The 11890-nt window shown below is 64.7% G+C and carries 10 protein-coding genes and 1 pseudogene; 3 read left to right on the top strand and 8 right to left on the bottom strand.

Annotated features, from left to right (window positions below; all coding sequences use genetic code 11):
* The first annotated feature begins 133 nt into the window (after positions 1-133).
* A complete protein-coding gene (locus IPN92_02050) occupies positions 134-457 on the top strand; it encodes a DUF2782 domain-containing protein (protein MBK8637102.1) in 324 nt (107 codons plus the stop codon).
* Between the two features lie 279 nt (positions 458-736).
* Here IPN92_02050 and argE read toward each other — a convergent pair whose 3' ends face one another.
* From argE to IPN92_02030, 4 genes are all read right to left on the bottom strand, one after another.
* A complete protein-coding gene (argE, locus tag IPN92_02045) occupies positions 737-1894 on the bottom strand; it encodes an acetylornithine deacetylase (GenBank protein MBK8637101.1) in 1158 nt (385 codons plus the stop codon).
* A gap of 17 nt (positions 1895-1911) precedes the next feature.
* Positions 1912-4650 (bottom strand): DNA polymerase I, encoded by a 2739-nt coding sequence (gene polA, locus IPN92_02040; GenBank protein ID MBK8637100.1) that lies wholly within the window; start codon positions 4648-4650, stop codon positions 1912-1914.
* Between the two features lie 57 nt (positions 4651-4707).
* The gene (locus IPN92_02035) at positions 4708-5151 is read right to left on the bottom strand and encodes a hypothetical protein (GenBank protein ID MBK8637099.1); all 444 of its coding nucleotides are present in this window, start codon (positions 5149-5151) and stop codon (positions 4708-4710) included.
* A gap of 465 nt (positions 5152-5616) precedes the next feature.
* A complete protein-coding gene (locus tag IPN92_02030; protein MBK8637098.1) occupies positions 5617-5859 on the bottom strand; it encodes a PhnD/SsuA/transferrin family substrate-binding protein in 243 nt (80 codons plus the stop codon).
* Between the two features lie 319 nt (positions 5860-6178).
* On the opposite strand from IPN92_02030, the gene IPN92_02025 reads away from it, so the two are divergent.
* Together IPN92_02025 and IPN92_02020 are read left to right on the top strand one after the other, a co-directional pair.
* Complete coding sequence (locus tag IPN92_02025; GenBank protein MBK8637097.1) at positions 6179-6793, top strand: biliverdin-producing heme oxygenase; 615 nt, start codon at positions 6179-6181, stop codon at positions 6791-6793.
* A gap of 373 nt (positions 6794-7166) precedes the next feature.
* Positions 7167-7817 (top strand): annotated as a pseudogene (locus IPN92_02020) (hypothetical protein).
* On the opposite strand, the gene IPN92_02015 reads toward IPN92_02020, so the two are convergent.
* From IPN92_02015 to IPN92_02000, 4 genes are read right to left on the bottom strand one after another with little or no spacing between them, the layout of a single operon-like run.
* Positions 7809-8144 (bottom strand): helix-turn-helix transcriptional regulator, encoded by a 336-nt coding sequence (locus IPN92_02015; protein MBK8637096.1) that lies wholly within the window; start codon positions 8142-8144, stop codon positions 7809-7811. The pseudogene IPN92_02020 and the gene IPN92_02015 overlap by 9 nt on opposite strands.
* 9 nt (positions 8145-8153) lie before the next feature.
* Positions 8154-9032, bottom strand: coding sequence for a response regulator (locus tag IPN92_02010; protein ID MBK8637095.1), 879 nt, complete (start codon positions 9030-9032; stop codon positions 8154-8156).
* Positions 9029-11377, bottom strand: a complete 2349-nt coding sequence (locus tag IPN92_02005) for a response regulator (protein MBK8637094.1) — start codon at positions 11375-11377, stop codon at positions 9029-9031. The genes IPN92_02010 and IPN92_02005 overlap by 4 nt, the downstream gene beginning before the upstream one ends.
* Positions 11378-11401: 24 nt before the next feature.
* Entirely contained in the window at positions 11402-11866 is a 465-nt protein-coding gene (locus IPN92_02000; GenBank protein MBK8637093.1) for a peroxiredoxin, read from the bottom strand.
* Positions 11867-11890: the final 24 nt, after the last annotated feature.

Genomic DNA, 11890 nt, shown 5'->3' with positions numbered 1-11890 from the left:
GGGTGGGCCCGGCGAGCGCCGGGCGGCATTATGCCCGAGCCCGCCCATCCATGAGCAACAAAGAAGGGAATTCCCGGGCGTGACGTAATAACATACACGGACTAACGGCAACCCGCAGGCTTTGGCGAACCCCATGAAACGGATCCTGACCGCGACCCTCCTGGGCGCCGCCTCCCTGGCGGCCTGGGCCCAGTCCGAAACCCAACTCGCAGCCCCGGAGTTGCCCCCTGCGGGCTACCCCGGCGAATCGGTACAGCCGGACGTCACCATTCTGGAGACGGATCGCGGCACCGTCTACGAGTACCGCATCAAGGGCCAACTCTACATGGTGCGCATCCAGCCCCAGATCGGCCCACCCTACTATTTGATCGACACCAATGGCGATGGGACCCTGGACGTACAGCAGGACCGGGTCTGGAACAACGCCGTTCCCCAATGGATTCTCTATAGCTGGTAGGCCACCGCCAATCCGCGCAGCGGCACAAGGGCTCTTGCGGCTTGATCGCGTCCAGGTCCGAAAGCGGGGCGGACAAAAGAAACCCCGCCGTTCAAGGGGGGGGTGAAGGGCGAGGTAAGAGCGCCCCCCGGTGGGGGACCGGGAATCCGGTTAGCCAGGGGGAAGGGAAGGCAACCGGTTTTGAAAGCGCTCACCCAATGAGAACCTCTCGGCCGGAAAAAGTTCACCGCCAGCAGAGGGGAAACCCCGCGCGACGCCGCCAGGCTCCGGCCGGGGTTGTCAGCCTTCGATGCAGAAGCGGCGGATGAGGGCGCGCAGCAGGTCCAGGGTCGGCGGTATGCGCGCCGTCTCCAGGTATTCGTCCGGCTGATGGGCCTGAGCCAGGTTGCCGGGACCCAGGATGACGGTCTCCAGACCAAGCCGATTCAAAAAGGGCGCCTCGGTGCCGAAGCCCACGGCCTCGGCAGCATGGCCGGTCAGAGCTTCGCTGGCCTGGACGATGGCGGAGGCGGCGGGGGTCTCCGCCGGCGGTATGGCTTCAAACAGGGGCGCCACCTCCCAGCCCAGGCCGCGTCGCTCCGCCACCCGGGCGACTCGCGCGGCAAGTTGGGCGCGTAACTCCTCTACGTTCAGCCCCGGCAGGACCCGCAGGTCCAGCAGCAGCTCGCAATCGCCGCAGATTCGGTTGGGGTTGTCGCCACCGTGGATATGGCCCAGGTTAATGGTCGGCACCGGCACCGCGAAGGCGGGATGGCGATGCCGCTCCTGCAACTCCCGACGCCAGGCCAGGATCTCCCCCATGACCTCATGCATCCCCTCTAGGGCCGAATTACCCAGGGCCGGGTCACTGGCGTGCCCTGGCTGGCCGATCAGACGCACGGCCTCGTTCATCACCCCCTTATGCAACCGCACCGGCCGGAGGGAGGTCGGCTCGCCGATCACGGCATAGCGCCCCAGGGGCCGGCCCGCCTGGACCAGTGCCCGGGCCCCGCTCATGGAGGACTCCTCGTCCGCCGTCGCCAGAATAGTCAGGGGCCACTGCATATCCTTAGCGGTCAATCCCCGCGCCGCCTCCAGCGCTAGGGCCAGAAAGGACTTCATGTCGCTGGTGCCCAGGCCGTAGAGCCGGCCGTCCTCTTCCGTGATTTCGAAGGGGTCGCGCCGCCAGCGCCCGGCATCATAGGGGACCGTATCGGTGTGCCCGGACAGGACCAACCCCCCGGGCCCGGTGCCCAGGGTCGCGATCAGATTGGCCTTGCCCGGCTGATTGGGTAGTTCCATGACCTCCACCCGGAAGCCGGCCCCCAGCAGCCATTCCCCTAGGCGATCAACCAGGTGCCGGTTGCCCATGTTCAGTTCCGGCTTGACGCTGCTCACCGTGGGCAAGGCAATCAGGTCATTGAGCATGGCGCGGAGTTTAGGCGGTTGGTGATGCATGGTGGCTCCTGACTGACTCAATGTGCCTCCTCCCAATTGTCGCCGACGCCGATCTGCACCAGAAGAGGAACAGCCAGATCGGCGGCGGACTCCATGGCGGCACGGATGTGCTCCGAGGCCGCCGGGACCGCCGCCTCTTCGACCTCAAAGACCAACTCATCATGGACCTGCATGATCATGCGCACCGAGGGGTGCTCGGTCTGAATCCAGCTATCGGCGGCGATCATGGCCCGCTTGATGATGTCGGCGGCCGTACCCTGCAGGGGGGCATTGATGGCGGTGCGCTCGGAACCGGCGCGGCGTCCCTGGTTGGAGTGGTCGATGTCCGGCAGGTAGAGGCGCCGCCCGAACAGGGTCTCGACGTATTTGTCCCGACGCGCCTGCAGGCGGGTGCGGTCCATAAAGTCCTTCACCCCGGTGTAGCGCTGGAAATAGCGGTCCACGTAGGCCTGGGCCTCGCCGCGCTCTATACCCAGTTGCCGCGCCAGGCCGAAGGCCGACATGCCATAGATGAGCCCGAAATTGATGGCCTTGGCGGCACGGCGCTGGTCGACGCCGACCTGGTCCGGGGCCAGGCCCCAGACCTCGGCGGCGGTGGCGCTATGGATGTCCAGACCGGCGGCAAAGGCGGCCAGCAGGCGCTCGTCCCCGGAGAGGTGGGCCATGATGCGCAGTTCGATCTGGGAATAATCGGCGGCGACCAGCTTGCAGCCCGGATCGGCGATGAAGGCCAGACGGATGCGCCGGCCGTCCTCGCTGCGGATGGGGATGTTCTGCAGATTGGGGTCCGAGGACGAGAGGCGACCGGTGGCGGCCACCGCCTGATGGTAGGAGGTATGCACCCGCCCCGTGACCGGGCTGACCATCTGGGGCAGCTTGTCGGTGTAGGTCGATTTGAGCTTGGCGAGGCCGCGATGCTCCAGAATGATCCGGGGCAGTTCGTGGCCGGCGTCGGCCAGTTGCTGCAGCACGGATTCGGAGGTGGAGGGGGCCCCCTTGGGGGTCTTCTCCACCACCGGCAGGCCCTGCTCGGTGAAGAAAATCTCGCCGATCTGCTTGGGCGAGCCCAGGTTGAAGGGGCGCCCGGCGACGCGATAGGCGGCTTCCTCCAGGGCGGCGATGCGCCCAGTCAGGTCGCGGCTCTGGGCGGCCAGGCGATCGCGGTCGATGCGCACCCCCTGGCGTTCCAGGCGCGAGAGGACCGGCACCAGGGGGATTTCGATCTCCTGGTAAAGACGGGCGAGACCGGGTTGCTGCTCTAGCCGGGGCCAGAAGGCCTGGTGGAGACGCAGGGTGACCTCGGCATCCTCGGCGGCATAGGGGCCGGCGGTTTCCAGGGGGACCTGATCGAAACCGAGTTGCTTGGCCCCCTTGCCGGCGATGTCCTCGAAATGGATGGTCTTGTGGCCCAGGTACTTGAGGGCCAGGGAATCCATATCATGGCGGCTGGCGGTGCTATCGAGGACATAGGACTCCAGCATGGTGTCGTGGGCGATACCCTGGAGCCCGATGCCATGGTTGGCGAGCACGCTCATGTCGTACTTGAGATTCTGGCCGACCTTGGGCCGCGCCGGGTCCTCCAGCAGGGGCTTGAGCCGCGCCAGCACCTCCTCCCGGTCGAGTTGGGGCGGAGCGCCGACATAGGTGTGGGCGAGCGGGACATAGACCGCCGCCCCCGCCTCCACCGCGAAGGAGAGGCCGACGATGCGGGCCTGGATATAGTCCAGGCTGGTGGTCTCGGTGTCGATGACGAAGCCTTTGGCCGCTTCCAGACGGGTCAGCCAGACATCGAGGCGCGCCGGGTCGAGGAGGATTTCGTAGGCGGCAGCCGGGTCGACCTGGATGGCGGCCCCCGCCGGGCCGGCCGCCGTCGCCTCCGCTGGCGCGCCCCGGGCCCCCTCCTTCCCGTCCAGGCTCTCCAGCAGCCGGCGCGACTCGATGCGGCGATACCAGGCCCTCAGGGCCTCCGGGTCCTGGGCGGTGGGCTTGAGGTCCGCGAATTCCAAACCCAGCTCCAGATCGAGCTTGATTTGGGTCAGAGAGCGCGACAGGGGGAGCCGGTCCAGGCTCTGGCGCAGGTTTTCACCCACCTTGCCCTTGACCTGGGCGGCGTGGGCCATGACCCCCTCCAGATCGCCGAATTCCTGGAGCCACTTGACGGCGGTCTTGGGGCCACAGTTGGGGACGCCGGGGATGTTGTCCACACTGTCGCCGACCAGGGTCAGATAATCGACGATGCGCTCCGGCGGCACGCCGAACTTGTCGATGACGCCCTGGCGATCCAGGCGCTCGTCGCTCATGGTGTTGATGAGGGTGACATGGTCGCCAACCAGTTGTGCCAGATCCTTGTCGCCGGTCGAGATCAGGGTCGTCAGCCCCTGGGCGGCGGCGCGGGTCGCCAGGGTACCGATGACATCGTCCGCCTCCACCTCCGGTACCCTCAGCAGGGGCAGGCCCATGGCCTGAATGATGGCGTGAAGAGGCTCGATCTGTTCCCGCAGGTCATCCGGCATGGCGGGACGATGGCCCTTGTAGGCGGGAAAGAGGTCGTCGCGAAAGGTCTTGCCGGGGGCGTCGAAGATCACGGCCATGAACTCGGGCCGGTAGTCCTCCCGCAGCTTGCGCAGCATGTTGAGCACCCCGATCAGGGCGCCCGTGGCCTCGCCCTTGGAGTTGTTCAGCTTGGGCAGGGCGTGATAGGCGCGGAAGAGGTAGGAAGAGGCGTCAACGAGGACCAGGGGGTAGGGGGGTTCCATGGCGGGCATCCGTGGCGGCAAGGTGAATCGCCGGATGGCGTGCGGCGATTCCGGGAATCAGATCAACTGGAGCAGCAGGGGGGCGATCTCGCGATAGACCAGCGGCAGGGGGGCCTTGGGGCTCAGGGTCAGGATCCGGGTACCGCTGGGATAGATGAGGTGGTAGGTCTGGGACAGGTGCAGGTCACCCTCGCTCGCCACCAGTTCCATCAGGGCTGTGAGGGCGCGGCTGTCCCCCTCGCCGAGGTTTAGCTCCACCCCTTCGACACGCAGCAGGCCCGCCCCGAGCGCCACAGCCGGTGCCTCCGCGTGGCTATTGCCTAAAAAGAGGGGGTAAAGGAAATGCTTGATCTCGGGCGACAGGATGAGTCCCAACTGATGTTCGCCGTGCAGCCAGACCAGCCCGCGCGGATCGCTCGCGTCTTGCTCATGGGCCCCGAAAGCCGTCGCCCAGCCTGGGAAAAATGCGGTGTAACGGCGTACTTTGCGTTCTGTCGGCATGGCGATTTCCCCGTGGCTGTTGGCCTGGATACTACCGGAAGATAGCCGCCTGGTCATGCGGAGTTTTATGGGTTCTTTACTTGACCCAAGGGAAGTCGGGAGGGATGGATCGGGACACCCGAAGGGTTGCGCCTGGCCGGGTTTGGGGCTCAAGGCGCGGGAGGGTCTTATCCCGGACCGCCCCCTGACTAGGGGGCGGGAATTCTTGACAGACAGTCAAGACGCTGGAGATCCAGGGCATGGACATCGTCCTGGTCGCTGTCCTTGGCCGGGGTCAAGGGAGCCAGGACCGCGTCCTAGAGCAGTTCCGGCGCCTCGGTCTCCAGAGCGATCAGGGCCGTCAGAATGGCCTCGGTCACCGCGGCTGGCACCCTGGGGCTGATGGGGATGGCATGGGGGGTGTAGCCCTCGGTCTCCCAGAGCACCCACAGGGTATCGCCGACCTCCGGGCTCCGGGCTCAGGGCTCAGGGCTCAGGGCTCAGGGCCTCCAGGGTACGGCGGATGCCACCGCCGGCGGCATAGTGGCCCTTGGCGACGTTCAGATAGACGGAATCATGGGAGGAGACGAAGCGGGCCTGGAAGGGGATGCCGCGCCCTTCCAGCTCGGCCCGGGTCAGCAGGCTGGCGGCGAAGGCCCCCGGCGCCGAAAAGACCAGTTCCCGGCCCGCCAGGTCTTCCAGGGACTTCAGAGGGGAGTCCTTGGCCACCACCATGATTGTCCTGGAGCCGTTCCTAGCGGTCGCGGGCCAAGGCTCGATAGCCAGAATTGGCGCTGAAGGCTACGAAGTGATAGGGATTCCTATAGGCGAAGTCGAAGCCTTCCTCGACCAGAGCCGCTTCAAAGGCCAGGATATCCTTAGCGGTCTCGACGATGCCCCTTGCGCGGGACGCGCCTGGCGCCTCAGAGGGTCCTGATCAGGAGTCCGGGCCGGCCTGGACTCGCGACCAAATTGTTGCGCAGGCCTTAATCGCCTATCCTCTTCGGCCCCTATTGACCATCCCCGTCGTGAAGACGGCCAAGCCCCTATGAACACCCCTGCCATCCCCGGCGTCATGGTCCGCCTGAAACAGTCCACGGCGCCCCTGCACGACACCCTAGAGGATTTGCCGGCGATGCGACGCCTGGTTGATCCGGAATTGACGCGTGGGGACTATCAAGAGTTACTCCGGCGCTTTCACCGGGCCAATGTGGCCTGCGAGCAGCACCTGCTGGGGCGCGCCCCGGTCTGGGAAGACCGGGGTTACGACTGGTCCAGCCGCCTCGTCAAGACCACCTGGCTCGAGGCCGACCTCCGGCACCTCGACCCCGCCTTCCAGCCAACGCCATTCATAGCCGACCCCGGATTCGCGCCCTATGCGGGCGAGGGCCTGGCCCGGGTCGCCGGCTGCCTCTATGTCCTGGAGGGCTCGACCCTGGGGTCGCGGTTGATCGTCAGACTTCTCGACCAGGCCCACCGGCGGCCAGCGGCCGGGGCCAATCGCTTCTTCCAAGGCTATGGCCCCGCAACCGGCGAGCGCTGGTCCAGCCTGGGTCGTGACCTGGAGGCCAGCCTGGGCGGGGACGAAGCGGCCCTGGAGCAGGCCATAAGGGCCGCGGGCTGGACCTACCAATTCCTGGGGAAGATCCTCGCCGACCCCTAAGGATGGCCCTCGCCCCGGATCGCCCATCAGGCATCGGGGTACCCGCGATAGCGGAACTACCTCACACAGGGTTTAGTGTTGGCCCGCTCCACCCGCCCCTTGGCCTGTGGCGTGTGGGCATGGATGACCTTGATCTCCAGGCCCGCCAGGGCGCGTCCGAACGGGGTCTTGGTGTGGCCGTTGGCCGGGTCTTCCCGGTTGATCCGGAAGATGCGGTAGGTGAAGGGCGGAACACGTCAGCGGTTGATGAAGCTTGTTAGAGACTATGGGTCCGAGACCAGCCCAAGTGGAGCCGGCGAGTGCCCGGGACCTAGTTGCCGGGTTAATCGCGGGTGCGGTGATCGTTGAAGGATCCATGCAGAAAGAGAGTGAAATGGGCGGCAGAGACCTATTGACTGACGAGCGCAGACTCTTCGAGGACCTGTGCGCCAGGGACTATCTGGCGGCGTGATTCCAGCCCGTGAGGAAGAACAAGGGAGCTCCCGGCATCGTCGGCGTGACGATTGCGAAGTTCGAGACACGCCTGGACGACGAGCTAAGCCGGCTGACCGTGGAGCTAGAAAGCTGGACTTACGAACCCTCACCGGCGCGGCGGGTAGAGATCCCCAAGCCAGCCGAGCGGGTCATGGCCAGCATTGGCGGATACATCGAGAAGAGACTGAAACGGGTGGTGAACCGCGATAGGAGCCAAGGGGCCCGTTCGGATCGGGTCAAGTTCTTGGGACTGACCATGGTGGGGGATACCATTGCGATCTCGCGCAAGGCCCTGCAAGCAGCGATGGACAAGGTCAATGAGCTGACCCCGCGGGGCACCCACCTGGCTCTGGAGACGAGCGTCGAGCGGATCAACAATTGGTACCTGGGCTGGTCGAGCTACTTTGCGATGACCTACTACCCCGCCCAGCTTAAGAAGATCGAAGCCCACCTTCGGCGACGATTGCGAGCCCATGGAAGGGGAGGCCCTGGCAACAGAGGAGGAGAAGAGGGGCGCCGCACCCGCAACCCGGAATCGAGACTAACGTAGATAACGGTCGTCCAGATTCGCCGGGCAGAGCACGTCGCGCATGATACCGATCAGATCCAGTAGCTGAGGGTTGCGGATGCGGTAAAAGATGCGGTTGGCCTCCTTGCGGGCCACGACGATGTTCTTGTTGCGCAACTGCTCCAAGTGCTGGGAGATATTGCTCTGGGAGGTGCCGGTCCGTTCGACGATCTCGCCCACGGATAGCTCCCGGTCGCCCAGGGAACAGATGATCTTCCACCGCAGGGGATGGGCCATGGCCTTGAGGGCGTTAGCGGTCAGGGAAGTCTCTTCATCTTCCGGCAGGGTATTGCGGTCTGGCTCGGTCATGGACGGCTCCTAAAGGGGTTCTTGAGCGGTCTGAGCCGCGTCTTCCCTATCCTGATCGACACGAACATAGCCCGTCATGTCCTTGGCGATGCAGATGATATCGGCGATACCACCGTCCGGGTCACGAACAGCGGTGCGGGAAAAGAGAATGGGCACGCGGCGACCGTCGCTAGCGATGAAGCGGGCATCGATCTTGCTTAAGGCCCCCGCGCGGATCAAGGCCTCCAACCAGAGACCCATGAAGGCGCCGGCCACTTCGTCGCCCTCCTCCTCGAAGACGTCGCCAATGGACATGCCTCGTAAGTCCGATTCCCGGTAACCGAGCATCCGACAGGCGGCGGGATTGGCGGACTTGATCTCCCCCTGGGGGTTCAGGATCAGAAGGGCCTCGCCCATATAGGCAATGATATTCTCCAGGTACTGCTTGGCCTGAGCCAGTTCGGCGGTGCGCTCGGCGACCTGGCGCTCCAGCACCTGGTTCAGGGCCCGCTCCTTCTCGATCAGCCGGAAGTAGGTGCTGATCTTATTGATGAACTGGTTGTCCTCGATGGGCTTAAGCAGATAATCGACGGCCCCGATGGCATAGCCGCGCTGCTGGAACTCCTCGGACTTAAAGGCGGCGGTGAGGAAGATGATGGGGATATCGCGGGTGCGCTTGCGCATCTTCAGCAGAGCGGCGGTCTGAAAGCCGTCCATATCCGGCATCTGCACATCCAAGATGATGAGATCTATGTCCGGGTGATGCAGCGTCAGGTCGATGGCCTGCTGTCCGGAGGTGGCCTCGAGGAGGGTCACATCCATGTGTGCCTCGATCAATGTCCGCAAGGTAAAAAGATTGTGGGCATGATCATCAACGATGAGGAGTTTGAAGCCGGAATAGCGGTTCATGCCGTCTCTTGCTTGCTCAACTGTTCTCCGGCGCCCAGGTTGGCCGCGAGGACCACCCCTAGCCTGGATCGCGTCATGGGTTTGGCGACAAAATCCTGGGCGCCGGCATCAAGATAGCTGTCGCGGGCTTGCGCCTCTCCGAATCGACCGATGATAACGAGCGGGAGGGTTCCCGCAGGGGCATCCTGGCGAATAGCCTTAATCGTATCACAGGTATTGGCCAGAGACACCATTTCGGCCAAAAGGACAAGGGCGCAGCCGGCCTCCTCGCGCAGGGCTTCCCGGGCCTCCTCGGCGTCCGCCGCCATCTGGATGCGCAAACCGAAGGACTCCAGCATCCGCGTCTCCGCCACCAGACTGGCAGCGTCGCTATCCACCAGTAGCACCCAACGCCCCACGTAATCGCCGCCCTTGGTAGCGACATCTGGCTGCTCTTCGATCCGGGGCGGCAGGCTGGGTGGGGCGTCCGCTTCGCCCTCGGCAGGCGCCTCCTCCAGGGATCCCGGATCCAACTCGACCGGCAGACGCAGGGTGAAGCTGGCGCCGCGCCCCTCCTGACTCGTGACACGAATGCTCCCCCCGAGACGCTGGGCCAGTTCGCGGCTGATGGTCAGGCCCAGGCCGGTGCCACCGAAGCGGCGCCGGGTGGAGCCATCGGCCTGCTGAAAGGCCTCGAAGATGAGGGCATGCTTGTCGGCGGGGATGCCGATGCCCGTATCGGTCACGCTCAAGAGCAGATCACCCTGGCTCGCCCGGTCGAGGGTGACGGTGGCCCCACCCTTCTCGGTAAACTTGACGGCGTTGGCGAGAAAATTCTTGAGGATCTGGCGGATCTTGGCGGGATCGCTGTAGATACGCGGCGTGACCGCTGTTCTTACGTCCAGGCGCAGGGTGAGCCCCTTGTCGGCGAATTGGGGCGCAACCAGTTCCAGCACTTCCTCGGTCATCTGGCGCGGATCGACCCACTCCGGGTTGAGGATCACCTTACCGGCCTCGATGCGCGAAATATCCAGAATATTATCGATCAGGGCGAGCAAGTCACGCCCGGCGGCGTTAATGACCCGTGCCTGGCGCTGCTGGGGAATGGCAAGCCCCGCCTTGTCGTCCGCAAGCATCTTGGACAGGAGCAGGATGGAATTCAGTGGGGTGCGCAGTTCGTGGCTGATATTGGCCAGGAACTCCGATTTGTATCGGTTCGAACGTTCCAGTTCCAGGGTATGGGCGCGGGCACTCCGCAGATACTCGACATGAGTCTTGGCCAGGGCCGTGAGCTGGTCGCCAAAGTCCCGCACCTCCTGTGGCCCCTGCCAGGCGAAGTGAACCCCCTCGCCCGAACGCACCACGCGATCCACCCCCGTGGTCAGTTCCCGACCCATCAACTCCAGGCGGCGGGTAATCCAGCCGGCCATGATGAGTACCGCCATCACCAGGACCAGGATGACGAGGCCAACCCGCAGGACCAGGGCGTTGCGAAAGCTGTCGAGGGGCGAGGGATCCACCGGCCGGCCTACCCACAGCGGCCGGGCATCCTCGGTGACAAACATGGGCACCCAGAAGACCTGGGTACCCCGTTCGCCGCGCCAGAGCACGGGCATATGCTGGGTAAAAATCTCCTCCAGGCCCGGAAAATCGGCGAAGGCCAGGTCCTCGTCGCGCCAGGGTTGGCCGGGGCGCAGATAGCGTCCCGTGTCGGTGACCCAAAAGGTATCCCGATAGAATTGGGCCAGGCCGCCCACGTCGATGGTCATGACTACCAGTCCATCCGGCGGGGATTGGGGGTCCTTGGCGATGGCGCTTAGCAGGCTCAGGCGCATGAGTTGCCGGGGATTGTCGCCACCGGCATCCGGCTCGATGCGGATCCGGCTGACCAGCACCTCGCCCGGCGGAAGGACCAGGCCCGCCGCCTCCAGTTCCTCACTGGGATGGTCCGGGAGCCGGACCGTCGGCTGCCATTCCTGAGTCTTGGCGTCACGCCCCAGCCAGAAGCGCTCCTGACCCTCGGCGTCGAGAAAGAGGATCTGCACGATATCCCGCTGCTCACCCAGGATCTGATTGATCCAGCCCGTATAGCGAGCCCTGGCCAGGTCGATCTCCTCCTCGTTGCCCTGCTCTCCGAGGATGAGCCCCGGCTCCGGCAGCTTGGTCAGGAGACGGATCATCTCGTGCCGGCTGGCCAAGTGCTGATCCAGATCCCGGAAGTCCGCCCGCAGATTTTGCAGGTAGGCCTTCTGGTAAAACAGGGCCACCCGGTCAAGAACCAGCGGCAGGTTGATGGCCGCCGCCGTGAGCAGGGGGGTCAGCCCGAAAACCAGGAGGAACAGCAGGATGGCGCCACGAAGTTTCACAGGCTTAGATTTATCTCTGGCCTCTCACAACTCCTTCAAATGGGTGACCATCTGGGCGGCGTGGCCCTTGGGCTTGACGTCATAGAGGGCCTGGCGGATGGCTCCCGCCTTATCGATCAGGAAGGTGGAACGAACGATCCCACAGCGTTTCTCGCCCTGACGCTCGCGTTCCTGCCAGACGCCATAGGCCCTGCAGACCTCCCCCTCGGTATCCGCCAGCAGCCGCACATTAATGCCATGCTTATCCCGGAAGGCACCATGGCTGACGCAGCTATCCATGCTGATACCGACGACCTCGGCCTCCAGGGCCTCGAATTCCGGCTGCAGGTCCGTGAACTCCAGGGCCTCCAGGGTGCAGCCTGGGGTATCGTCCCGGGGGTAGAAGTAGAGCACCAGGTTCTTCTTGCCCTTCAGCTTCTCTGAATGAAAGCGGTCCATGTCCGCGTCCGGAAGCGAGAAGGGTGGGGCGGGATCGCCGGGTTGCAGCATCTGTGAATACTCCGCTAGGTGGTC

It is taken from the genome of Chromatiaceae bacterium (assembly GCA_016714645.1).
GTDB lineage: Bacteria > Pseudomonadota > Gammaproteobacteria > Chromatiales > Chromatiaceae > M0108.
The sequence above is the reverse complement of the archived record's forward strand: the minus strand, read 5'-3'. Positions and strand labels throughout refer to the sequence as shown.

Coding starts and splice junctions, on each gene's coding strand:
- IPN92_02050 (MBK8637102.1), top strand. CDS start 134: ATGAAACGGATCCTGACCGCGACCCTCCTGGGCGCCGCCTCCCTGGCG.
- argE (MBK8637101.1), bottom strand. CDS start 1,894: ATGCATCACCAACCGCCTAAACTCCGCGCCATGCTCAATGACCTGATT.
- polA (MBK8637100.1), bottom strand. CDS start 4,650: ATGGAACCCCCCTACCCCCTGGTCCTCGTTGACGCCTCTTCCTACCTC.
- IPN92_02035 (MBK8637099.1), bottom strand. CDS start 5,151: ATGCCGACAGAACGCAAAGTACGCCGTTACACCGCATTTTTCCCAGGC.
- IPN92_02025 (MBK8637097.1), top strand. CDS start 6,179: ATGAACACCCCTGCCATCCCCGGCGTCATGGTCCGCCTGAAACAGTCC.
- IPN92_02015 (MBK8637096.1), bottom strand. CDS start 8,144: ATGACCGAGCCAGACCGCAATACCCTGCCGGAAGATGAAGAGACTTCC.
- IPN92_02010 (MBK8637095.1), bottom strand. CDS start 9,032: ATGAACCGCTATTCCGGCTTCAAACTCCTCATCGTTGATGATCATGCC.
- IPN92_02000 (MBK8637093.1), bottom strand. CDS start 11,866: ATGCTGCAACCCGGCGATCCCGCCCCACCCTTCTCGCTTCCGGACGCG.